Raw genomic sequence first — 26,268 nt, forward strand, 5'->3', positions numbered from 1 at the left:
GATTTTGTTTATTTTACAAGTACTTTGAATGATTTCTTGATATTGCCTGACTCAACAACTACAAGAACCATGTTACTTTCGGTAGTTGAAGGTAATTGTATTTGTGTCTGAGCAGTAGACGATTTCACTGTTGTAATCAGTTGACCTGTCACAGAGTAAAGGCTTATTTGCATGTTTTCCAAATCACCTTCTGGTAAATCAGCGTCTACAGTAAGCATTTTTCCTGTCTCCACCGGATTTGGATACAATTTAACCTCAAGTGATTTCTGTGACTTAATTTTACTAGTACATGTTTGCAACACTTTACCATCTTTAGTCGTCATTTTTACACTATAGTCGGCAGTTAGATCTAATTTATTCGCCAGATCGTCTCCTGCTGAAAAGTATTGGCCTGTACCAATTAACTGTCCATTTTTAAACCATTGGTATGAAACAAATTCGTAACCTCCATTGGTTTGCGGATTGTTGTTTACGATAAGTACATTGTTGAATTTTTGGTGTACGATATCATAGAATCCAAATGGTTTTTCAACTGTTATAGCATAAGTAGCACTTGCACTTCCGTCTTCAGAAGTAATCGTTACATTTTGGTTATAAATTCCTGGTTTAGGAGTATTTATAGTAAAATTAGCCGAAGGAGTAAAGGTTGCATTGGTTGTATTAGTCAATGTCACATTTACGTTGTTCTCGCCACATGCCATCAGGTAGTTAAGCGTTTTAGCCGGATTAGGATATACTTTAGTTCCAATGGTAATTTGAGTAACCGTAATGTCGTTGTTTTTGATTACCAATAGTTGTGTAACATCCGGAGCAGCTAAATAATTGCTATCACCAGCCTGAGATGCTACAATTGTTACTTCTCCAGGTCTTAACATCGTTACTACACCAGTTAATGGAGCAACAGTAGCAGGAGGTAAGGCCGTTTTATAAGTAAAGGTATAGTTTACCGCTAAACCTGAATTGGCAGTAGCCCCCAGATTGAAAGTATTTGATCCTCCAAGCGTTTTGATTCCCAATATTGGGAAAGTAATTAGCTGTGGAGCTTTTTGAATTGTAAGCTGTGCAGTAAGCGTAATTGGTGAACAATTTGGTGCGCTTGCGGCAGGCGATACTACGGCAGTAACGGTATAAGTTCCCGCATTTGTTGCTGAGTTTCCTGTACCTGAAGGCGAGATAGAATAACTAACAGTCGCTCCTGCCGGTAAATTGGCAACTTGCAGTGCTTGGGGGTTTTTATTGTAAGTAACAGTTGCATTCGTAAAAGTTACTTGTTGAAGCGCTGAGTTTAATACTTGTACCGTTTGTGTTTGTGTACTTGTGTTTCCACTTACATCAGTATACTTCCATGTAATGGTATAAGTTCCCGGTGTATTGTAGTTTAACGGACTTGTTGTTGTTGCCGTGATCGTACCGCTGCAATTATCAGTTGCAGTTGGAACCGGAATTTGAGCTGATAAAACAGCGCAAGAGTTTGTAATTGCAGGAAGAGTTGCCACATTTGGTACTGGTGCTGTTACATCCGGAGTTGTAATTAAAGTCACAGATTTAGTAACAATACAACCTTTGGCATCAGTAACTGTTAACGTATAAGTTCCTGCTGTTAGTCCGCTTAGATCTTTAGTTGTACTAGCATTAGACCATAAGTAGGTGTAAGGAAGAGTACCACCGGTTACATTAATCGTAACGGCACCGTCGCTTAATCCGCTGCAAGAAATATTCGTTTGCGTTGCTATGCTTGCTGCTAATACGGCAGGTTCGCTTATAACAGTGTTTACTGTTGTAGTACAAGAATTTGCGTCGGTAATTGTAACAGTGTAATTACCAGGAGCTAATCCTGTAGCTGTTGCAGCAGTACCTCCGGTAGGAGACCATGAATACGTATAAGCGCCTGTTCCTCCTGTTGCAGTTACAGTAGCCGAACCATTGTTTGCTCCATTACAACTAACATTTGTTGCTGCTATAGTGCCAGTAATCGCAGTTGGTTGTATAATATTGAAACTTTGTGTTATGGTACAACCATTGTCATCTGTAATTGTTACAATATAAGTACCTGCACTTAATCCTGTAGCCGTAGCTGCAGTACCTCCTGATGGAGACCATGAGTAAGTATAAGGTGTAGTTCCGCCAGATACAGCTACAGTAGCCGTTCCGTTAGCACCTCCATTACAGGAAACATTGGTTTGTGATGGTACTACTACCAAAGCAGTAGGTTCACCAATAGTAATATTTTTAATAATTGAACAACCGTTAGCCGAAGTAATCGTTACAGCATAGTTACCTGCAGTAAGATTGCTGGCTGTAGCAGCAGAACCTCCTGTAGGTGCCCATACATAGGTAAACGGACCCGGAGCACCTGATGGTGTTACCGTTGCTGAACCTGTGTTACCGCCATTACATAAAACAGCTGTTTGGCTAACCGTGGCTACTAAAGTGTTGGTTGTATTAATGGTTACACTTTGAGTGTTGGTACATCCGTTTCCATCTGTAATGATACAAGTATAGCTTCCCGCTGATAATCCTGTAGCAGTGGCTGTTGTTGCCCCTGATGACCATTGGTAAGTGTATGAAAGTACTCCGCCAGTTGGATTTACGGTAGCCTGACCTGTAGTTGAACAAGTGGCATCTATTTTAGATGTTGTTGCCGCCAATACTGCCGGCTGATCGATAAAGAATGTTGCGGTAATAAAACAACCGTTACCATCTGTAATTAAACAGCTGTAGTTTCCGGTTGTCAATCCTGTTGCTGTTGCAGCAGTACCTCCTGTTGGAGACCATGCATAAGTATAAGGTGTAGTTCCACCTGTTACAGTTACAGTAGCGGTTCCCGTTGCTGAACCATTACATAAAACATCTGTTTGTGATTTTGTAACAGTTAATGCAGCTGGTGAACCTACAGCGATACTTTTAGTAGTCGAACAACCATTTGCATCTGTAATCGTTACTGTATAAGTTGCGGCTGCTAATCCTGATGCTGTTGCAGCAGTACCTCCTGTTGGAGACCATGAATAGGTATATCCAGCTGTACCTCCGGTTGCATTTACAGTAGCAGTACCATTAGTGCCTCCATTGCAGCTTACATCAGTTTTTGAAATTGTAGCTGTTAATGCTGTTGGCGAACCTATTACAGCTGTTCTGTTTAAAGTACAGCCTTTACTATCTGTAATGGTACAGATATAAGTTCCTGCTGATAATCCTGTTGCTGTTGCAGCAGTACCTCCTGATGGAGACCATGAATACGTATATCCAGGTGTTCCTCCGCTTGGCGTTACCGTTGCACTACCATTTGCACCTCCAAAACAACTAACATCTAAGACAGCGGTAGAAGCACTAAGAGATGCTGCCGGCTGATTGATGGTAAAACTTTGTGTAGTGGTACAGGCATTTGCATCTGTAACCGTTACTACATAGGTACCGGATGTTAATCCTGAAGCGGTTGCTGCAGTACCTCCTGATGGCGCCCATGAATAGGTATAAGCTCCTGTTCCTCCTGTTACATTTACAGTAGCAGCTCCGGTTGAATTTCCAAAGCAATTCACATGAGTAATTGCACCTTGTGTAGCTACCAATGGGTTTGTAGGTTGTATGATGGTGAATGTTCTGGTTGTAAAACAACCATTTGCATCTGTAATTGTTACGGTATAAGTACCGGCTATTAATCCTGTTGCTGTTGCAGCAGTACCTCCTGATGGAGACCATGAATAGGTATAACCTGGAGTTCCTCCGGTTACGACTACACCTGCGCTTCCGGTTGCACTTCCATTACATAAAACATCAGTTTGTGAAGTTGTTACGGCAAATGCAGCAGGGTTGCTAAGAGTGAAAGCCTGAGTAGTACTACAACCATTTGCATCTGTAACAGTAGCCGTATAAGTACCGGCTGCTAAACCTGTTGCTGTTGCTGCAGTACCTCCTGATGGAGACCATGAGTAGGTATATCCAGGTGTTCCGCCTGAAGCGACTACAGTTGCACTACCGTTAGTCCCGTTATTACAAGAAGGACTAGTGTATGCACCCTGAGAAGCTACCAGAACCGGAGGCTGGGTAATAGTAAAGTTTTGTGTAACGGTACAGTTGTTAGCGTCTTTTATAGCTACACTGTAAGTTCCTTGCGAAAGACCATTTATGGATGCTGTTGTAGCAGTATTAGACCAAAGATAAGTATAAGAACCAGCTCCTCCCGTAGGCGCAACTGTTGCTGAACCGTTACTGCCACCATTACAACTTACATTAATTTGTGTTGCATGTGGATTAATAGCGGTAGCCGTACTTATTACAATATTACTGATCGTACGCATACAAGAATTAGCGTCGGTAATGGTAACACTATAAGTCCCTGCTGTAAGTCCTGATGCAGTTGCTGCAGTGCCTCCCGATGGAGACCAAGAGTAAGTATAACCCGGAGTTCCTCCAAAAGCACTTACAGTTGCAGAACCAGTCGCAGCTCCAAAACAAGAAACAGAAGTTGTACTTATAGATCCGTTAAGTGATGCGGCCGGTTGCCCAACAGAAATACCACCTATCGTTTTAGTACAACCATTGGCATCTGTAATGGTTACACTGTAAGTTCCTGCCTGAAGCCCTGATGCTGTTGCTGCAGTACCTCCTGATGGAGACCAGGAATACGTATAACCTGGAGTTCCTCCAGATGCAACAACAGTAGCTGTACCGTTATTTCCTCCAAAGCAGGAAACTGCTGTGCTGGAAGTCGTTCCATCAAGAGCGGCTGCTGGTTGTCCTACAGAAATACCGGTTATGGTTTTAGTACAGCCGTTAGCATCTGTAATGGTAACGCTGTAAGTTCCTGCCTGTAGTCCTGTTGCTGTTGCAGCAGTACCTCCTGATGGAGACCAGGCATAAGTATAAGCTGGTATACCGCCCGTTGCAGTAACAGTAGCGGTACCATTAGCTCCTCCAAAACAAGAAGCTGAAGTAGTAGAAGTTGTCCCGTTTAAAACTGCAGGTGGTTGTCCTACTGAAATATTATTGATTGTTCTGGAACACGCATTAGCATCTGTAATGGTAACGCTATAGGTTCCTACACTAAGTCCGGTTGCAGTAGCAGTTGTAGCTCCGTTAGACCAGCTGTAGGTATAACCCGGAGTTCCTCCTGTTGGAGCAATAGTAGCTGTACCATTGGTACCTCCAAAACAGGATACATTGGTAACCGAAGGAGTTCCATTAAGTACAGGAGGCGCTATTAGTGTAAAAGGTCTTGTAATTTGTGTTAATTCGGCATCTGTAATAGTGGCCGTATAAGATCCGGCTGATAACCCGGTAGCTGATGCTCCGGTACCACCAGCTGGTGACCATGAATAGGTATAAGGAGGAACACCTCCTGTTGCAACCACTGTAGCCGTTCCATTTGTACCGGCATTACAGCTTATATTGGTAAATGAGGTCGAAGAAGTGCTTAAAGCTGCTGATGTAACGAATGTCGATTCGGCACCATAAGCTGTTCCGGCAGTATTCTTTGCATAAGCTCTGTAGTAAATAGTCGAACCAGCAGTAAGCCCTGTTACGGTATTACTAAAAATTCCAGTTCCGGTTCCTATTTGAAATTTATTGTTTGCGATAGTTGGGTTTGCTGTTACCGCCCAAACGATTCCTCTTTCTACGTTGACATCTCCGCCATTACCAGTTACATTACCTCCAATAATTGCTTTGGTTGAACCAACGTTTGTAGCGGTTGTTGTAGTTACGGTTGGTAAACTTACGCCATCAACCCAGACAAAATTATCAATTGCAAAATAATCGTAATTGGCGCTTAGCTGAATTTCAAGCTGGTCAATGTTGATGTTGGTAAAATTCGAAACTCCGTCTGTAGCGAAGTTAACAGGGATAAAACCATTTCCGGGTAAGGCAGTACCTATATTGGCACCCGTCGTAGTTTTTGTAATAGAGAATTGCGTTACACCGCCAAGTTTTCCGGTTAAGACAACAGAACCCGGAGCACCATTTGAGGTACTATTAGGAGTCTGACCAGAAGTACCTGTAAGGTAAATCCATAAACTGTTCATTTTAAAGCTTCCTGAGGCAGCGGTAATGAATCCGGTTTGCCCTAAACTTTGTGATGCGTTACCATCTGAAACCTGTATGTAGTTGTTAGAACCGTTATAGCCATAACCAGGTGAAGTAACCACCTGAAAAGCAACATAAGTATTAGTCAGGTTAAAAGTTTTACCATTGCTGGTAAAGTTAGGTTGGTTAAGTGTGGAAGCCTCAAAGGTCTCTACTGTTTGTGCAGTCAATTGCTGCAGCGTAAAAAACAGTAGAATGAGTAATAAGTAGAATTTTTTCATAATTAACTGATATTAGATTTATCATTTTGTATTCTTACATTTGTTTTTCCAGTTCAAACTATAAAGCTTTAACTAAAATTGAGTATCATGTATAAACAAGAGCTTACGATTATTGTTCAATCTATCATTGCGTCAAATACTATTGATGAACACACCACATGTGCGCGAAACCTTTCAGAATTTTATGAAAAAATCGCAACAGTTAACCATTTTGAGAACAATGAAGTTTTTGTTAAAGGTGGTGCTGCTTTGTCAAGCTCTGGTGCGGCAGACTGTGTTGACGATTATTTACGCACGGTTTATTTCATAAAAGGCGTTTATAAGGCTCTGACAAAATTGTGTATTGATTTTCCTGAAAGAAGTATTAATATTCTTTATGCGGGTTGTGGCCCTTATGCAACTTTAATTCTTCCTTTACTTCCTTTGTTTAATAAAGATAGAATTAAAGCCATTTTACTAGATATCAATACGGCTTCAATAGCATCTGTACATCATATTTTATCGGTTACCGGTTTAAACGATTATTCATTAGAATTAATCGAAACAGATGCCATTACCTATACAAAACCAGAGGAGTTTGCAATTGATCTGGCCATCTCCGAAACGATGCATTATGCTCTTACCCGAGAGCCGCAGGTGGCTATTACGCGAAACATTGTTTCGCAGTTGTCTTCGCATGGAATTTTAATTCCCGAAGAAATCAAGATCGATTTAACTTATACGTATTCCGATCATGAGCCATCCTTAAAAGATGCTAAAACAGAGGTTAAGGGCCGTAACGAAATACAGCCCTATCCTCATAGTGTATTTGTAGATAGATTATTTACAATAAGCAAAGAACTTTTTGGCAATGAAAGTCAGGATTTAGAATTTAAAAGTGACTTTTATAAGCTGCCCGATGATTTTAGTAACCATCCCGATGTGTGTATTTTTACTGAAATCAGGATATTTGAAGACATCGAATTAAAAACTGCGGAGTCTTATATTACAAACCCTTTTTGTCTTGTTTCAATGTACAATCTTACAGAGTATTCTGAAATTCAGTTTTTATACGACTTCAGCGATATACCCAAATGGTCTTATAATGTAAAAAATGCTCTTAAATAGTTTAATTTCTGGAAGGGAAAATTCCTTCTAAACAAATGATATAAGATAATGCTACATAAGGCTGCATTATTGAGATAGGTAGATTACTACCAGTGGCACCAGTTGTTACATTACTTAATAAATCGACACTTGGAGTTGCTGTTGCAAAGCCTAATGTTGGTGTAAATACTCTGGATACAAGAGCTCCCGGTATTGCTATCGATGCTCCGGCTACCGGTGTTGAATCTGATGCATTTGTTGCACTTACAGAAATTTTACCTGGTCCTGCGTGAACGTGAGCAGGAAGGTTGCTTGTTAAAATTGAAACGTTTGGTGTACCTGCAGCTTGTCCAAGAACGTAAGTTCCTCCAGGGGAAGTTCCTTGTCCAATAGCTGTTGCACCTTGTAGATTTGGTAAAGCGAAAGTAGTCTGACCATTTCCTCCATAGGTTGTACCAAGGATTGAGAATAATGCCGTATTTTGTGCAATTGACAATATTTGTCCGTTACAAAAGGCCCAGCCTCTTGGGGCAAAATTTCCCGCAAAAAGTTTTACAACTCCAATGAATTCTTCCATAGTGTTTAGTTTTAATAGGTTAGTGTTTATATTTGTTTTTGATATTACTTGTTTTTTTTACTAAGAAATAAAAGGGCAATTTTTATATTTCAACTAAGGTATAAAATATAAAACTCTCAAAAACAGGTGTTTCTACCTGATTTTATCTTCTAAAACAGGTTAAAACTAAACATCTTCTGCACCGATACTGAAAAATATGTCATGAGGCAGGTTTTTATTGTCATGAAATATCTTATTCGTGTTGGAAAAAGTATCCAGCAGAGCGAGAAAACCCATATGACACCTAAAAAACAGACTATATCTCTTGTATTTAGGGGTGTTTATAGCTTTCAATCAGTACAGGTGATAGCTGTAGGAAGTGTAATACAACTTTGTCGTTCTGTTACACCTTCAGCATTTTAGAAAATGGTACCCCGCAACAGATCCTCCCAATATCTTCATAACATAACACGTCAGATGTTAATACAATGTTTTATAAAGAAGGCATTTTATTAATGTAAACGTAACCTTGCAGACCTACCCTCAGCTTTAATTTTGGAGACATATTATAAAACAACACAATTGTAGTATATGTCATTTTTTAAAATAAGAATACATCGCAGCAGGATAATGGGAATGGAAGTTTTAGTAACAGCGATTTGTTCGCCGAATCATTCAAAAGTGGAGTATTATGTATAAAAAGTTCACGGATGAAGAACTTGTTGAATTGTTAAGACAAGGGAAAGATAAGGCGTTTGATGAGTTGTATTTTCGTTATCGCGATGTTTTGGTGCGGTTTGTTTACATCAGAATGAAATCGGTTCCGGTTTCTGAAGAAATTGTTCAGGAAGTTTTTACTGCAATTTGGGAAAGGAGAAAGGTGCTGGTTATTCAAAAGAAATTTTCGGCTTACATCTATACATCCGTTCGATATGTGACTTTAGACTACATCAAATCACACACCATTACAGACCAATATGTGAAAGAGGTGACCGATCGAAATACAAATGACTATAACAGCAGTAACACTACTGAAGATTCTATTTACTACGAAGAACTGCAGGACGCAGTGGACAAAGCTACTTTATTACTTCCCAAAAAATCCAAAGAAGTTTTTATTCTCAGCAGGATCAAGCATTATACCAACAAAGAGATAGCCGAAGAACTTAATGTTTCGCACGAAACCGTAAAGTATCACATTGCTTATGCTTTGAAATTTATGCGAAGCTATCTGGGCGAGTTTAACTAACAGCAGATTTCTAATGTTAGGCTGCGCTTTTTTTCTTAACAAAAGCGTAACCTTGGCCGCCTACCTGAAAATACTATTTCTAAGACATACTATTAAACAAATTATAATGCCTGAAAAATTACACCAAGATATAAAACATTTTTTAGAAGGTAAGCCTTCTCTAAATGGAGAAGAATTATGGAATAACTGGTACAATCATCCGGAAGAAATCTTTGATACCATTGCAACAATCACCTCCGATCGTTCAAAACTAAAAAAAGAGATTCAGCAGATCAAAAAATCCGATAAGGTTATTTCCATTGCTTACAGAAACTGGACAATGGCAGCTTCTCTATTTGTTTTACTGGGCCTTTCCTGTTTCTTTTATTTATCAACGGTAAAAACCATTAGCAGGCAATATGCTACCAAGGCAGGAGAACATGCCAAAATAGTTTTAAGCGATGGCACTCAAATATGGCTTAACGCGGGAAGCCGTGTAAAATATCCTCTTGCTTTTAAAGGAGATACAAGAGAAGTTTATTTAACCGGAGAAGCTTTTTTTGATGTAGCCAAAGACAAAAAACACCCTTTTATCATTCATACCGATAAAATGGATACAAAAGTATTGGGAACCAGCTTTAACGTGCAGGCCTATCCGGATCAGACCACGCAGGAAGTTTCGGTTTTGACCGGAAGAGTAAATGTAAAATCAACCGTCACCGAAGAGAACGTCTATGTCACCCCGGGTCAAAAAGTGATTTTTAAATCACGTGATAACAAATTGCAGGCTTTCAAGGATATTCCGGTCAATTCAATTTCGTTATGGCGAAAGAACATTATCGTTTTTGAAGACGCTCCCTTGCCCGAAGTCATTGCAACCATCAATCGGAATTATAATGTAACCGTCGAAATTGGGAATAAGAATTTAAACAATTTAAAAATCAGTGCCTATTTCAAAGAGCTTCCGGTAGGGCAGGTAGTTGCTTTGGTGTGCAACATCATCAATGCTGAGTACAAAGTAGAAGCAGGGACTTATGTGATACGATAAGCCGCAGAACGGGCAAAAGAAACATAACATACAGCAACACCATTCGTATAGCGCTATGCGATTTAGTGGGAGTAACTGTATCTATCCGCCATAAAACAATTCGTTACCAATCCAATTAAAAAGAAATCTACGTAGAAAACTGATCCATAATCAAAAACAATTAAAAAATCACAAACATGACTAGAAAGCAAATGCGGTATGTTCCAAACCGCGAGAGCATTAAAAAATCGGTACTAACGAGAGCGCTGCTTTTTACAGCTCTATTTTTTATCGGATTAACCGTGAAAGCGGGCAGTTTTGATATAAATAAAAGAGTAACCTTAAAAGTAGAAAACGAAAGCATCAAAAATGTTTTTCAGAAAATTGAAAAGCAAATTGACGTGCATTTTATGTATGAAACCAATCAGGTGAACACCAATCAAAAGATTAGCTTAAAACTCAACGATGTACCCTTAGAACAGGCGTTGGATAAAATATGCAGCAATTTATTGTTGAGATACGAAATTGTAAGCAACAATATCGTCATCAAGAAAAACCTGAAAATTTCAGATGCCGCTCAGGGCAAAATAAGCATTTCGGGAACTGTTTTTGGAGGGGATGACGGAATGCCGTTGCCGGGTGTCGGAATCAAAGACAAAGATTCGGACGCAGCTGCTACAACAGATTTTGACGGTACCTTTAAGATGGAAATCAATTCGTCTGTGGCCGTACTTGTTTTTTCTTATGTGGGATATGTGACACAAGAAGTTAAAGTAACCCAATCGGACAAAAATATAAAGATCAAATTAGCAGCCGATATGAAACAACTGCAGGAAGTGGTTGTAATGGGATATGGAAGTGTAAAAAAGAATGAAGTTTTGGGAGCTGTAGGTACCGTTTCGATGAAGGAAACCTCAAGCAGAACCTACAACAGTGCAGCAGAATTATTGCAGGGTACTGTGGCCGGTGTTACCGTAATTAACAATGGAGGAGACCCAACAGCCGAGCCAACAATCAACATTCGTGGTATTGGATCTTTGAATGCCGAAACTCCTTTGATTGTTTTGGACGGAATTATTTACAGCGGTTCCTTAAATACCTTAAACCCGAACGATATTGCTTCGATCAGTGTTTTAAAAGATGCGGCCTCTGCGGCAATCTACGGAGCGAGAGCTTCTGGTGGAGTAATTTTAATTACCTCTAAAAAAGGAGTTTCAGAGCGAATTAACATCAATGTAAATTACCAGGGAGGTTTTCAAAGCGTGGCTAAAAAGTTAGACGTTTTAAATGCTGCCGAATATGCTGATGCTATGAATACAGCCAGAGACAATGCAGGTATGCCAAGAATTCCGGCTTTTGATCCGGCATTTGAACCAACGGCCAGAACCACTAAAACCAACTGGATGGATGAAATTTTCCGTACAGGAGAAATTCAGGACCTTTCCATTTCTGTAAATGGTAAAACCGAAAAATCTAATTTCTTTATCTCAGGAAGTTATCGCAAAAACGAAGGGATACTACTTAATACTTTCGGAACGCGTTATACCGCAAGAGCCAATTCATCATTTAAACTCGCGCCCAATTTTACAATAGGTGAAAACTTGTCGTATTCCTTAACCGACGGTCAGGCAGCCAATACCTCTAGTGGGTATACAGGAGCTATTTTAGCAGCCATTTTTTATCCGCCCAATGCTACTATTTACAGAGAAGACGGTTCCGGAAGTTTTGGAGGAGTTCCTGAAAAATATATTGGTTCGTATGGAGACGTAATCAATCCGGTAGCCTATTTAAAAAGACTGGACAACCGCAATCCGATTTCTACCGTTTTAATTAATCCTTATGCCGAGTGGGAAATTGTATCGGGCTTAAAATTCAAATCCAACTGGGGTTATACCAGAATTCAGAACAATGCAACCGACTTTGCGGTTAAAATTACAGAACCGGGTAAAATATTTGATTTTAACCGATTGACACAAACGGCTTCTGCTACAACTGATTTGTTAAGTGAGCAGACCCTTTCTTACGAAAAATCATTAGGAAAACACAATTTTAAAGCATTGGCAGGATACACCTACCAACAAACCAAAAGAGATTTTTATACGGTACAGGGAACCGGTTTTGACAATGAAGATGCTTCACAGCGTTATTTATTGAATGCTAAATTAGTACAGCAATTGGATGCAGGAATGTCTGAAGAAATCATTTCTTCTTATGTGGGAAGGCTGAATTACGACTTTAATCAAAAATATTTAATTTCCGGAATTGTACGCCGCGACGGTACTTCAAAACTGATTTCTGATAATCGCTGGAAAGTATATCCTTCTGTTTCTGCCGGATGGTTGATCTCTGAAGAAGGATTTATGAAGAATATAAATCCAATTGTAAGCAACTTAAAACTACGTGCAAGCTGGGGACAAATTGGAAACTTAGGAAATCTTGGACCGTATCAGTTTAGTGTGCCTTTAAAACAAACACAAGCGTTAATTGGAAGCAGTCCGGTAATCAGCTACGGTTATTCGGAGGCCGAATTGTCTAATCCTGATTTGAGATGGGAAAGCTCCGAACAAACCAACGTTGGATTGGATTTCACCATGTTTAACAATGCTTTGACAGGTTCTGTGGATGCCTACATCAAAACCAATAAAGACATGTTGGTTCGCGATCAGTTACCGGGTGTTTCGGGAACTCCGTTAGGAAGAATCGTAAATTCAGGAAATGTTGAAAACAGAGGGTTAGAAGCGAGTTTAACCTATCAGAAAACACAGGGTGAGTTTAAATTTGATGTAACAGCAAATGCGGCTTTCCTTAGCAACAAAATTTCTTCGATCAAAGATGATTTAACCTCTCTTGAACCATTGAATTTAAGCAGAGTGCGTAGTTTGCCTTTGGCTAACATTTATCAGGTAGGAAGTCCTGTAGGTGCTTTTTACGGTTACTCGACTGACGGATTGTTTCAAAGTGCTGCCGAAGTAAAAGCGTATGTAAACGATAAAGGCGTCGTATATCAGCCAAATGCGGTTGCCGGAGATATTAAATTCAAAGACATAAACGGTGATGGAGTCATCAATAACAGCGATAGAGTAGTGCTTGGAAATCCATTTCCGAAAACCACTTTCAGTTTGAATACCAATTTCAGGTACAAAGGGTTTGATATGAACATCTTTTTTAGCGGAGCAGCCGGAAACAGCGTTTTTAATGCCGTAAAACATACCGGTCTGAATGCTTCTTTCCCGGGTTACAATTTATTGGCTGATTCTAAAAATGCCTGGTCACCAACAAACACCAATACCAATATTCCGGTTCTTTCATCGACAGACAACAATAATAATTTTGGACGAATCTCTGATTTTTATATCGAAGACGCTTCTTTCGTAAGACTAAGAAACCTGTCAATAGGCTATACCGCAAAAGAACAATGGTTGAATGGAAAAGCAAAACTTAGATTTTTTATCTCTGCGCAAAACTTGTTTACCATTACCAAGTATTCAGGAATGGATCCGGAAGTAGGGCTTAAGAATTTTGGTATGGACTTAGGGAAGTACCCACTTTCCCGTATTTATATGACGGGTGTAAACGCAACTTTTTAAAAAATATACAAATAAAATGAAAAAATTAAGTCTTTTAGTATTGAGTTTTATGCTTTTAATAGGCAGCTCGGCTTGTGAAAATGAACTTGATTTAGTGCCTCAGGGAGCACCTTCAAGTGGTAATTTCTGGAAAACACCTGCCGATGCAAAAGCAGGAGTAAATGCAATCTATGCCCTTTATTCGGATGACAATATGTACGGTCGTGGATTTTTCTGGCTCAACAATGCAAGTGATGACATTGGGACCAAGCCAAGACAAAATGCAGAACGAATCAAGAACTTTATTGTAGACGGAGCAGAGTCGGATACCAAAGACATCTGGAGACTGCATTATGAGGTAATGAAACGTTGCAACGATGTGATTCGCAACATTCCGAAGATCGCTTTAGACGATAAAACAAAAAACATGATGTTGGGAGAGGCTTATTTCAATCATGCTGTGATGCACCTGGAACTGGCCTATCACTACGGAGACGAGCGTGCCGGGATTCCGATTCAGGACAGAGAAAATCCAACCAATGTATATGTACCGCGTGCTAAAAACGTAGCCGAAAACTATGCTTACATTGCTGCCGATTTGGTGAAAGCCGCTGATTTATTGCCTTACTTTAATGAGCTAACGACTGACAATTACGGACGTGCTCACAAAACTGCTGCCTGGGCCTATTTGGTACGTACCTACTTGTATGCAAAAGACTGGGACAATGCCATTAAGTATGCTAATATGGTCGTGAACAGTGGAAAGCACAAATTACTGGATAATTTTGAAGATGTCTTTAAAATTAAAAACAACTGGTCATCAGAATACATTTGGTCGGTAACTTCCAGTGCCGAAAATACAAGTCTGGGGTCAATTTTTCCGGGAGTATGTCTGGAAGATAAAGGCTGGGGAGTTTACAATGGCTGGGGAAATTTTTATCCTACCAAAGAGCTGTTTGACACTTATGATCCGGCAGATAAAAGACGTAGCGCTACCATTTTACAAAAAGGAGATAAGTTTATGTATTTTGGCGAATTAGTGACTTTTAATGAAGGGAAATACATCGTAAGTTCAAGTAACAGAACCGGTTATCAGTTTAAAAAATACATGGAGCCGTTCGGTTACCCAAAAACAACTTCGGGTGGAATTGACATTCGTTATGTAAATGCAAACGGAGACAAACCTTCAACAGCCTTAAATGTGCCTCTTTTACGCTATGCCGATGTTATTTTAATGCTGGCTGAAGCAAAATTAATGAAAGGATTGAGCGCTGATACCGAGATAAACCTGATTAGAAATCGTGCAGGTTTACCAAGCATTGGAGGAGCAACCTTAACCGATCTGAAAAGAGAAAGACGTTGTGAGCTGGCCGGAGAATGGACAGACCGTCATTTCGATTTAGTACGCTGGGGCGACGCTCAGGCAACCTATGCAAAACCTTTACACCACTATAACGGGACAGTGATTTATCCTGCCCGTAATTTCAATCCTGCTATTCACCATGTATGGCCAATACCACCAGATGAAATTGCAGTGAGCAAAGGAGCCCTTTTTCAGAATAAAGGCTGGTAGTTTAGTAGTTTCATTTTGTTTGTTTTTTTTTTTACGCTGCAAGCTTAGTTGTGAAGCTTGCAGTAGTAAAAAAACAAATGATTTTTAAGCCGTTGGGTGTATTAAAACGAACTGAAACGTCTTTTTTAGGAATACAAAATTGATGTAACGAAGTGTTGAAATAGATTCAACCTAACGGGTTAATTTTTATATAAAGTATATTTCCATGAAAAAAACAATAATCCTTTTGTGTCTTCATTTTTTTATGTTGGCACAAGCTCAGGAATACAGCTCTGTCAATATTCATTCGCACAATGATTATGCAGGTAAATTACCATTTTATGAAGCCTACTCCAATGAAGCAGGTGTTATCGAAGCCGATGTTTTTCTGGTAAATAACGAACTGTTGGTTGCCCATACGTCAGAAGAAATTAAGACTTATAACACATTGCGAAGTCTTTATTTAGACCCTTTGTCCAAAAAGCTAAAAACCTTAGACGGCAAAGCATACCCTGACAACAAACCTTTGATTTTGATGATCGACGTCAAATCGGAAGCAGCGGCAACATTAAAAGCCATTGTTCAGCAGTTAAAAACCTATCCGGAGCTGATTTCGAATAAAAATCTAAAAGTAGTTGTTTCAGGAAGTAGACCTTCACCGGCAAGTTGGAAAGAGTATCCGGATTTTATTTCTTTTGACGGCAGACTGAGTGAAAATTATACCGCGGAGCAATTGGCGCGTGTCGAAATGATTAGCGATGATTTGAAAGAACACACAGTTTGGAACGGTAAAGGGGTGATGACACAGGTCGATTTAGAAAAAATACAAGCCATCATTAAAAAAGTGCACGATCAGAATAAAAAAATCCGATTTTGGTCGACGCAGGATAATGTGAACACCTGGATGACTTTAATGAATTTAAAAGTCGATTTTATTGGAACCGATAATGTGCCGGCATTGACCGAATTCATCCAGAAAATAAAAAGCACTTTTTATCAGAATACAGAATTCCATGAGGCTTATGTGCCAAAGAATGTAGCTTTGTTTGCTAAAAACAAACGTCCGAAAAATGTAATTCTGCTGATTGGTGACGGAATGGGACTTACACAGATTTATGCGGGTTATACGGCCAATAAAGGGCAGTTGAGTCTTTTTAATATACCCACTCAGGGGTTGTCGATCACTAAATCGTCGGACAGTTATATTACCGATTCGGCTGCGGGTGCTACGGCAATGGCAACCGGACATAAAACCAACAACCGTTTTATTAGCGTAGACGAAAACGGAAAAGCGCTGGAATTAATCACGCAGCAACTGGCGCAGAAAAAGTACAAAACAGCCATTATTTCTGCCGGAAATATTACAGATGCTACTCCGGCCGCTTTTTATGCACATCAGCCTGAAAGAAGTTTTAGCGAACCAATTGCTGCCGATTTTATCAGAAACCCTTCCGATATTCTGATTGGAGGAGGAGCAAAAGAATTTAAAAACAGAAAAGACGGCAAGGACCTGTCTAAAGTATTGAAGGAAAAAGGATATACTTTCTCGGATCAGTTTAAAACCCTGGACACCATCAAGAATAGCCGATTTGTGGTTTTAGAAGATGCTGCGGTCGTTTCGATGAAAGAGGGCAGAGGTGATTTTTTAACTAAATCCTTATCAAAGGCGACAACCGTTTTTTCAAAAACTAAGAATCCATTTTTTATAATGGCCGAAGGAGCACAGATTGATTATGGCGGACATAAAAATGACCTCGAATATGTCGTTCGCGAAATGCTCGATTTTGATAAACTGGTTGGACAGGCTATGGAATTTGTCGATCAGAATCAGGAAACACTTTTGATTGTAACAGCCGATCACGAAACCGGAGGACTTTCCTTAATTGATGGCAGTATTGCAAAAGGATATGTACAGGGAAGTTTCAGTACCAACGACCATACAGCAGTGCCAGTTCCGGTTTTTGCTTACGGACCCGGTGCTTCGAATTTCATGGGAGTGTACCAAAACACCCAGATTTATACCAAAATACTCGAAGCGCTTTTTGCAAAGCAGTAGAGATCATTTAATTTTCTTCTTTAAAAATGAGCAGTAACGATTTTTTTGTTACTGCTTTTGTTTTGTAATAAGTGTCTTAAATACTTTTAAATAAAGGAGCTGTTTTTAGAAAAAACTGCTTTTCAAAAAACTGCGAATGGCTTTGTTTTACTGGAGTTCTCAAATTTGAAAATAAATTAAATAAGAAAATTACGATTAAAACGACGATCGTAAAATTGTGTTTTTTTTAAGATTAATTTCTTTTTCTGTTAAAAACTTTTACAAGAAAATTTCTGTTCTTTGTACCTTAAGATTGCTTAAGAAAAAGATTAAGGAAGTCTTAGTGGATTTGCTTTCGGGCACAATATTATTTTAGACATTGAGTTTAGACTAATTATCATATTTGCGTTATGGACAACAGGAAGTTTATATTAAGTTTAAAAAAAGGTAATGAAGCCACTTTCAAAGAAGCTTATCTCAATTACTATGATAAACTAATAAACATAGCCAAACGCTTTAACTTTACAGTACTTACCCCACAGGACTTTGTTCAGGAGACTTTTTTAAGATTGTATAATAAAAGAGAATTGCTTCACGAAGATGTTCTATTAGACAAACAAATATTTGTCATCTGCAAAAACATCATCCTCAATCATCTCAACAGAGAAAATAAAATTGTACAGCTCGATCCGTTGCATGTGGTAATGGACGAGGAGGATATGGATACTGAAATTTTTGAGGAAAGACAGGAAAAGCTAAATACTTTCATAAATCTGCTTCCGGAACAGCAACAAAAAATTTACACCTTACATAAACTGGAAAACCTTAGCTATAAGGAGATTGCAGCTTTAACGGATCTTTCTGAGAAGACCATAGCCAATCATATTTATCTCGCCAGTAAATTTATTCGAAAAAAAGTCGAAAACCATTAGGAACTTTTTTGTTCTCATTTGTTATCTATAAAAATGAGAACATAAAATGAATATTGAAACTTATAAAACGGACGTTACAACTAAAGAAGATGCAAGATTTGTTGTAGCGCTTCTTCAATTTGTTATTTCTGATTGTATCATGAATTTTGATGTAGAAGATACAAATCATATTCTGAGAATCGAAACCAACAGGGAGATTAAGGAAATGGTTTACGGTGTTTTTAATAAGCAGGGATTTTATTGTCAGAAACTTTAACGCTCCAAAGATATGAATGATAAAAAAGTAGAAGAAGAATTAAATAAGATCTGGGATGATATTCCCATTTCACATTCCGACGAGGAGAAAGAAGCTTCGTGGGAAGCGTTTCAATCTAAAACCTTCCCTTCGAATAAATCGAAATTTAAAGCATGGCATTACGCCGCAGCGGCAGCTGTTTTGCTTTTCGGGTTTATTGGTTCGGGTTTGTTCTTTAATAAAAATCAGGAACAATCAGAAGTTAAATTGGCTTCGAACGTAATTGAAAACACCACTTCCATTGTAAAAACAGTTTTTTTGCCGGACAGTTCGAAGGTTGAATTAAGTCCTAATTCCAGAATTGAGTATGTCAATAATTTTGCAACCAATCGTAAAATTGAAATTAAAGGAGAGGCGTATTTTCATGTAAAGAAAGATAAAAAGCACCCTTTTCAGGTTTTTTGCAATGAAACCACAACCACGGTTTTAGGAACTTCTTTTTTAGTAAAAGGATATACACAGAAAGAGGTAACGGTGGAACTTTTTGAAGGAAGCGTTGAAATGAGCGTGAAAGATCAGGACAAAAAATGGATCCTAGTTCCGGGTGAGAAGTTTACTTATGCCAACAACACGGTTGAGGTAACGGAGTTTGAAAGATTTACCGATTTTGAAAATGAAAAGATAACGGTTTTAACCACCTACATTAAAACCAATTACGGCTACACGATGACCTTCCCAAAGGAGTATTATGAGCAGCGTATTACATTGAGAATCAATAAAAAAGAAGATTTAAAAATAATTATCCAACTTATATCCGAAATGTATAACCTAAATTTTGAAATAAATGAAAAATTGAAAGAAGTTACTTTTCAATAGAAAAGAAAAAGGATGCACTAGCCGCGAAACTAAACATCCTTCTCATGGTCAGGATAATAGGAAACTATCCTGTTTAATAATATTCAAAAATACAAAATTTTATGAAACATATAATTTCAGCCTGTTTTTGTTATACGTTAAAATTTCCGCAGGAGTACTATGACCATCGTATTACAATGCGAATTAATAAAAAAGAAGATTTTAAAAGACTTATCCAATTAATATCCGAAATGTATAACCTAAACTTTGAAATAAATGAAGAATTAAAAGTAATTACTTTTCAATAGAAAAAAAAAAGGATGCACTAGCCGCGAAACTAAACATCCTCCTCATGGTCAAGATAGTACGAAACTATCTCATTTAATAATTTTCAAAAATACAAAATTTCATGAAGCATATAATTTCAGCATGCTTTTTTTTATTCAGTTGGGCGGTGTTTTCTCAAAACGTAACCGTAACTGTTGATAAATCAGTAACCTTAAAAGAATTCTTTAAGCAAATTGAAAGCCAAACCGATTTCAAGTTTGCCCACACAGATCAGATTAATACAGGTCAAAAGTATTTTACTCAAACCAGGACTTACAAAAATATCAGCGTAAAAGAACTTGTCAATGAACTCAATAAGAGCGCATCGGTTCAGTTCTCCATCGTAGGGAATAATATTTTTGTAAAGCAAAAAGTAACCAAAGCACCTAAAAAAAAAAATAAGCTGACCGGTCAGGTCTTTGATGAAAACAAAGAACCGGTTATTGGTGCGAATATTTTTATTAAAGAACTTTCTACCGGTGCCACAACCGATGCAGATGGAAAATTTGCGATCGAAGTAGAGAAAGGAAATTATACCGTACTCATTACGTATCTCGGCCTAAAAAACAAAGAGAAACAAATTGAAGTTGCTGACGATTCGAGAATCAATTTTTACATGGATGCCGACAGTCACGAACTCGAGCAGGTAGTGATCACCTCCAATAAAGCCGTTGATGTTAAAAACACTCAGATGAGTGTGAACAAACTTTCGATGGCCGAGATTAAAAGAATTCCGGTTGCTATGGGGGAAGCCGATCCTTTAAAATCGATATTGACATTACCCGGGGTAACCAATGCCGGAGAACTTTCATCGGGTTTTAATGTTCGTGGAGGTGCCGCCGATCAGAATTTGATTTTGATAGATGGTGGTCCGGTTTATGCCGATTCACACATGTTTGGGTTTTTCTCTATTTTTAATGCCGATATTGTAAGCGGGTTAGACTTATACAAAGGAGGAATTCCTTCTAAATATGGAGGACGTGTTTCTTCTGTTTTAGATATCTCACAGCAAACCGGAGATTTCGAAAACTATAAAGTCAACGGAGGGATTGGTTTAATTTCCAGCCGTTTATTGGTGCAGGGACCTATTCAGAAAGAAAAAGGATCTTTTATTGTTGCAGGACGTGCTTCGTATGCACACTTATTTATGAAACTGGCCGATAACAAGAACTCCGCTATGTTTTATGATTTGAATGCAAAGTTCAATTATCGTTTTGGCGCCAATAACACCCTGTCTTTTTCGGGATACTTTGGAAACGACCTTTTTGATTTGAACAATCTTTTCGACAGTACCTATGGAAATACGATGGGGATTTTAAGCTGGAAACACAAGTTTTCGGAGAATTTAAATACCAATTTGTCTGTTTACTTCAGTGATTATAAATTTAATCTTGGCTTAGAAAGAGAAGGTTTTAAATGGAACAATAACATTCAGACGTATGGTCTTAAATACGGCTGGAGTCAGACTTTATCCGAAAAATTAAAACTGAACTATGGATTAGACGGCCAGTATTACGATTTTAATCCCGGAACCGTAAAGCCTACCAATTCAACTTCGCAGTTCAATTACAAACAGCTGGCTAAAAAGTATGCTTTTGAATCTTCCGTTTACCTGGACTTCGAACATCAGCTTACCGAGAAACTGAATCTTCGATACGGTCTTCGTTACAGCATGTTTTACCGTTTAGGAGGTGAGGAAATCAGTACGTATGAGGATGGAAAAGCAGTAGTGTATAATCCGTTGTACAAAATTTATGAAAAAGGTACGCCAACAGGAAGTAAAACCTATAAAAGCGGATCGACCATTAGTAAGTTTGATAATTTTGAACCACGCGCTGCATTATCCTATGCTTTTGATGAAAATACTTCGGTAAAAGCAAGTTACAACCGAATGGCGCAGTACATTCACATGTTATCCAATACCCAGTTTCCTTTGCCAACGACAATCTGGACACCAAGCGGACCTTTTACAAAACCACAGTTATTGGATCAGTATGCTGTAGGGTATTTTCAGAACTTTAAGGACAAGGAATATTCCTTTGAGGGAGAATTGTTCTATAAAAAAATCCAAAACCGTATCGATTATATTGACGGAGCAGACATATTGGCCAACGATAATATCGAACAGGTGATTTTGAATGGTAAAGCCAGATCCTACGGTTTGGAGTTAATGTTGAGAAAAAATACAGGAAGATTTTCCGGATGGGTTTCTTATACTTTATCACGAGCAGAACAAAAAACACCCGGCAGAACACCCGAAGAACCTGGAATTGCAAATGGCGGATGGTATTTATCAGGATACGACAAACTGCACAATTTGAGCGTTGTTGGGAATTACGAATACAATAAAAAATGGTCTTTTAATGCCAACTTTAGCTTACAGTCCGGGCAGCCGGTAACTTATGCGAATGGGTATTATGAATTTGGAGGAATTAATATTCCGAACTTCTCCTTAAGAAACGAAAACAGACTTCCACTTTTCCATCACCTGGATGTGGGTGCGACCTATACGCCAAAACCGGACAAAAAGAAAGGATGGCAGAGCTATTGGGTATTTAGTCTTTACAACATTTACAACCGACAAAATGCGGCTTCGATGACCTTTAACACAAATGAAGATACAGGACTAAATGAAACCAGAAGACTGTCTATTTTTGGAATAGTACCCGGAGTTTCTTATAATTTTAAATTTTAATGAATATGCAAAGGATTGATATAAAAATGATTAAAAAGAAAACACTAGCCGTTTTAAGTCTAGTTTTGGTACTGTTTTTCTCTTCTTGTGATGAAGCTGTAAAGCTTGATTTAGAAACCGGCGAAACGAGAATTGTAGTTGACGCTGAAATTCTCTGGAAAAAACGAACATCCGGTAATGAACAGCTGATCAAGATCAGCAAAACAGCGCCTTATTACGACAACAAAACCCCAAAAGTTTCGGGAGCAAAAGTAAAAGTGACGAACAGTAAAGGGGATATTTTTACTTTTAATGAAAAAGAACCGGGCTTATATGTATGTACTAATTTTGTGCCTGTGATCAACATGGATTATGTGCTTACGGTTGAGGCAGAAGGGCAGGTTTTTACTGCAGCAGAGAAATTAATGTCGGTAACGCCAATTGACAGAATAGAGCAAAAACTTGTTCCGGATGTAGGAGGAGAGGACCTGTATGAAATTGGGTTCTTCTTTAAAGATCCGATCGATCAGGTAAATTTTTATCTGACTGATTATAAAACTGATGTTCTTCTTTTCCCGACCTACACTTTATTGGACGATGAATTGTTTAATGGAAATGAAATAAATCCGCGATTTTCTGACACCAAATTGAAACCAGGAAAAAGTGTTGCGGTTATAAATCGTGGTGTTTCTAAGAATTTTTATAACTATATGAGTCTGCTTTTAGAGATTTATGGAGGGAACCCTTTTTCTGTTCCTCCTGGAAATATCAGAGGGAATATCGTGAACACTACGAATGCTAATAATTTTGCTTTTGGTTATTTCAGGCTTTGCGAAGCAGACACCTTTTCCTATGTAGTAAAAGAGAACGATAATATTGTCTATCCGGGCAAGTAAGATTTTAATTGAAGGTTGATTTGTAACGGCATCTGGCATATAAATATTTATGTCAGATGTTTTTTTTTGTTTAAGCGGATTAGAATCCGGATTTACAAAACGTGGCAAGCCGATGGTTCTTTTTTGGAATTCCTTAGAAATGTTCCTATCGTAGCAGCAGATTTTAATCCGTTGAGAATAGATTTGGTCCTATAGGAAGTTCCATAGGAACAATAGATATAGATTGTTTTTGATTGGCTCCAGCTTTAGCTGGAGGTAAAAATGGAATAAAGTAAGAGGCTTTAGCCAAATAAATTATTAGGTTTTTAAGCTATGAATATTTTGGCACTCCTTCGGCTAAAGCCGTACACAATTTAATTTATGAATTACATTGATTATAGAACACAAAAAATGGACTTGTAAGAAAGTCCATTTTTTGTATTATTTGGAATAGTAAAATTACTTCGCCACTTTTTTAAAGCGCATCATTGGAACATCGTTCAGTAACAAGTTTAGTTTACCCTCTTTATCAATAGAATAGGCATTGATTTTTCTAATCATTTCGGTAAAAGTTTGCTCTCCGCCGCCTTCGCAGAACATCATGGTTGTCGGACCTTGTTCGCCAAAGCTGATGGTTTGCCCTTTTAAAGTATAAGGAGCGCTATAGCCATTGCAGCCGGCATTTCCGGAAACCTGACCCGTACTTTGATCAAACTTTATAAAAGGTTTTTTAGTGGGAAATAAACCTTCAAAAGCAATACGAGGACCGGAAATGTATTCCAGTTCCCAGGTAGTGTCATAAAGAGCAGTACTTTGTGTGGTATTTTTCGTGCAGTTGCAAGAAGTGAAAACTAAGGCAACAGCTGCCAACATTAGGGTGAAGTATTTTTTCATAGGAAAAGTTTTAGGATATAAAATTAACAAGTTTTAGGTTATCATGATCGTTTTTCAAAGAGAACTTAAGGTAAATTTTTAAAATATTGAATCATTCTAAATTTGTAAATCTGTTGTCTAAGAATTTTAGCTTTGAGAGCTGAAATCATCCCTTTTTAAAGCTGTAACCAATAGTCACGAAAAAGTTCTCGTTATAAATTTTCCATTGCCGGATTGTATTTGCATTTTCTATCAGCGGAACAAAACCGCGAAGATATCTTGCGCCAATAGTAAAACCATTCGGAAATTCATACGTTAAACCTGTCACAAAACCTGCATCCATTTTCTGACTGTAGCCATGGGAAGCTTTGCCTGTTCCGTAGAATGCGGTATCGGTATATACATTTCCATCGGCATCTTTACGCTGCACGGAAGCGTTCAGTAAAAAACCGAGGTAAGGACCAGCATAGACTTGTAAGCCTTTGTAGTAAAAAGCAGGGCTAATGGGGAACAAATCAACATACTGGCGTTTTAGCCTGCTGGTGAATCCTCCGTTTATGCTATCTGCGATTTGAAGCGCTGTTTGTTTTCTGCTGTAAAACAATTCGTGTTTTAAACCGAAATATTGTGAAATTTTGTTGTCTAAAGTGATTCCGATAGTCAGGCCGTTCAAACCTTTTGAAGCTCCGTTAGTAGACAGACTGTCTAAATCTCTCCCTTTTAGCGATGACCAGTTTGTACCGGCACTGATTCCAAAAGTAATGCCTTCCTGCTGTGCGCTCATTCGCATCATAAAAAGCAATATCAGGCAAATTGTATATGTTTTTTTCATCATTTCTTCTTGTTTTAAAAATTAATATCCCAAATTCCGGCCGCTTTTTCAAGTTCGACTAATGAAGCAGCATAGCGATATACCGCTTCAAAGTAATTGAGTTGTGTTGCATTGTACGTTTGCTGTGCATTCAGGACATCCAGCAATAAGGTTTCTCCGCGTTTGTAACTGTATATTTTGCCGTTGAGCAGTTTCTCGGCATCGGTTAACAAACCTGTATTAAATTGCTGTACCTGTTTTTGTGCGGTGAGGTAATTAAACCATGCTTTTCGTACTTCGGTCTGAACCACTAACTCTGTCTGTTGGTACAACACATCGGCCTGAAACAATCCATATTCAGCGACTTTTAATTCGCCTTTATTTTGGTTGGAGAACTTTAACGGAATGCTTATACCCGCCGATACAGCAGTTGTTGATGGAGTAGGAGCAACAACATTACTGACCACCGATGCAGTTTCTACTCCAAAATGTACTCCCAAATCCAAAACTCTATTGGCTTTTGTCAGCTTTAAAATATCCTGCGATACATTTTTATTCTTTAAGGCGGCCAGCACATCCGCTCTGTTGTTTTGAGCAGTAGTGATCAGTTCATTTAAATCAAACGATCGGTCAAATTTTGTTAGATCCCCGGAAGGAGAATTCAAACTATCCTTTTTTTGCTCTCCAATAAAAGTTCCTAATTCCAGTAAAGCGGTTTTCCAATCGGCTTCACTTTGGTACACCTCATTTAACATCGAATTCGCTTCAAGTTTACTTTGACGGGCATCAATTTCGGCAATACTCCCAAGCTTAAATCGGATACTGTCGGTTGCAGCGATATTCTTTAAAATTTGGTAAGAGTTTAATTGTACTAAAAAAATCTCTTTCTGCTTTAAGCTCTCCAGAAAACTCAAAGTAGCGGCTGCACGCAGGTTTCGAAAATAATCTTCTAATAAAGCTTTGGTAAGTTCCGCTGTGCTTTTGGCCATATTGATTCGCGCTTTTCGTTTTCCGCCAAGTTCAAGCGTCCAGCTAAGTTCGGATGAAAAACCGTAGCCCATTTGCATTCGGCGCTGGCCATTATCACTCGCTCCTACAGCCAGTTCGGGATCAGGAAAAACTTTTGCGGCTGCGACATTGGCTTCAGCTATATTTACATTGAATTTTTGGGCGCTGTACTCGAGATTATTTTTACTGACTAAGGCCAAAAAATCAGTGTAATTCATTTTTATTTTTGTGAAAGTAGTATCGACCTGAGCATTGGATACTGTCGAAATAAGTTGCAGTAGCAGGAGGATTATCCAGTTTTGTATATTCTTTTTCATCATAAGGTTTCA

At 38.5% G+C, this 26,268-nt stretch carries 16 protein-coding genes; 11 read left to right on the forward strand and 5 right to left on the reverse strand.

The features are described from left to right. Positions 1–8: 8 nt before the first annotated feature. A complete protein-coding gene (locus ACN1CN_RS18470) occupies positions 9–6,299 on the reverse strand; it encodes a T9SS type A sorting domain-containing protein (RefSeq protein ID WP_419136676.1) in 6,291 nt (2,096 codons plus the stop codon). An 87-nt stretch (positions 6,300–6,386) separates the two neighbouring features. Between ACN1CN_RS18470 and ACN1CN_RS18475 the strand changes: the two genes are divergently transcribed. Beyond that, the gene (locus ACN1CN_RS18475) at positions 6,387–7,406 is read left to right on the forward strand and encodes a hypothetical protein (protein ID WP_419136677.1); all 1,020 of its coding nucleotides are present in this window, start codon (positions 6,387–6,389) and stop codon (positions 7,404–7,406) included. Position 7,407: 1 nt separating this feature from the next. Here the strand turns inward: ACN1CN_RS18475 and ACN1CN_RS18480 are convergent, their stop codons facing one another. Continuing rightward, a complete protein-coding gene (locus ACN1CN_RS18480) occupies positions 7,408–7,962 on the reverse strand; it encodes a phage tail protein (protein ID WP_419136678.1) in 555 nt (184 codons plus the stop codon). Between the two features lie 670 nt (positions 7,963–8,632). Between ACN1CN_RS18480 and ACN1CN_RS18485 the strand changes: the two genes are divergently transcribed. From ACN1CN_RS18485 to ACN1CN_RS18530, 10 genes are all read left to right on the forward strand, one after another. Continuing rightward, complete coding sequence (locus tag ACN1CN_RS18485) at positions 8,633–9,190, forward strand: RNA polymerase sigma-70 factor (protein WP_264524213.1); 558 nt, start codon at positions 8,633–8,635, stop codon at positions 9,188–9,190. Positions 9,191–9,296: 106 nt separating this feature from the next. Further along, positions 9,297–10,217 carry a FecR family protein gene (locus ACN1CN_RS18490; protein ID WP_419136679.1) on the forward strand — a complete coding sequence of 307 codons (921 nt, stop codon included), beginning with the start codon at positions 9,297–9,299 and terminating at the stop codon, positions 10,215–10,217. A gap of 176 nt (positions 10,218–10,393) precedes the next feature. Further along, a complete protein-coding gene (locus tag ACN1CN_RS18495) occupies positions 10,394–13,783 on the forward strand; it encodes a SusC/RagA family TonB-linked outer membrane protein (protein WP_419136680.1) in 3,390 nt (1,129 codons plus the stop codon). 16 nt (positions 13,784–13,799) lie between these two features. Then, positions 13,800–15,335: a RagB/SusD family nutrient uptake outer membrane protein gene (locus ACN1CN_RS18500; RefSeq protein ID WP_419136681.1), complete on the forward strand. Its 1,536-nt coding sequence runs from the start codon at positions 13,800–13,802 to the stop codon at positions 15,333–15,335. 205 nt (positions 15,336–15,540) lie between these two features. Continuing rightward, positions 15,541–17,370, forward strand: coding sequence for an alkaline phosphatase (locus ACN1CN_RS18505; protein WP_419136682.1), 1,830 nt, complete (start codon positions 15,541–15,543; stop codon positions 17,368–17,370). A 389-nt stretch (positions 17,371–17,759) separates the two neighbouring features. Then, positions 17,760–18,281, forward strand: coding sequence for an RNA polymerase sigma factor (locus tag ACN1CN_RS18510; protein WP_419136683.1), 522 nt, complete (start codon positions 17,760–17,762; stop codon positions 18,279–18,281). 46 nt (positions 18,282–18,327) lie between these two features. Next, positions 18,328–18,537, forward strand: coding sequence for a hypothetical protein (locus ACN1CN_RS18515; RefSeq protein WP_264524207.1), 210 nt, complete (start codon positions 18,328–18,330; stop codon positions 18,535–18,537). A gap of 12 nt (positions 18,538–18,549) precedes the next feature. Then, positions 18,550–19,392 carry a FecR family protein gene (locus ACN1CN_RS18520; RefSeq protein ID WP_419136684.1) on the forward strand — a complete coding sequence of 281 codons (843 nt, stop codon included), beginning with the start codon at positions 18,550–18,552 and terminating at the stop codon, positions 19,390–19,392. Between the two features lie 388 nt (positions 19,393–19,780). After that, positions 19,781–22,393 carry a TonB-dependent receptor gene (locus ACN1CN_RS18525; RefSeq protein WP_419136685.1) on the forward strand — a complete coding sequence of 871 codons (2,613 nt, stop codon included), beginning with the start codon at positions 19,781–19,783 and terminating at the stop codon, positions 22,391–22,393. A gap of 5 nt (positions 22,394–22,398) precedes the next feature. Continuing rightward, a complete protein-coding gene (locus ACN1CN_RS18530; RefSeq protein WP_419136686.1) occupies positions 22,399–23,268 on the forward strand; it encodes a DUF4249 domain-containing protein in 870 nt (289 codons plus the stop codon). A gap of 438 nt (positions 23,269–23,706) precedes the next feature. Here ACN1CN_RS18530 and ACN1CN_RS18535 read toward each other — a convergent pair whose 3' ends face one another. From ACN1CN_RS18535 to ACN1CN_RS18545, 3 genes are all read right to left on the reverse strand, one after another. Then, positions 23,707–24,141, reverse strand: a complete 435-nt coding sequence (locus tag ACN1CN_RS18535) for an META domain-containing protein (protein ID WP_419136687.1) — start codon at positions 24,139–24,141, stop codon at positions 23,707–23,709. Between the two features lie 145 nt (positions 24,142–24,286). Continuing rightward, on the reverse strand, positions 24,287–24,955 hold the full coding sequence (locus tag ACN1CN_RS18540) for an outer membrane beta-barrel protein (protein ID WP_419136688.1): 669 nt from the start codon (positions 24,953–24,955) through the stop codon (positions 24,287–24,289). An 11-nt stretch (positions 24,956–24,966) separates the two neighbouring features. Next, positions 24,967–26,259: a TolC family protein gene (locus ACN1CN_RS18545; RefSeq protein WP_419136689.1), complete on the reverse strand. Its 1,293-nt coding sequence runs from the start codon at positions 26,257–26,259 to the stop codon at positions 24,967–24,969. Positions 26,260–26,268 lie beyond the last annotated feature (9 nt).

The organism is Flavobacterium sp. T12S277 (assembly GCF_048514875.1).
Taxonomy (GTDB): Bacteria; Bacteroidota; Bacteroidia; order Flavobacteriales; family Flavobacteriaceae; genus Flavobacterium.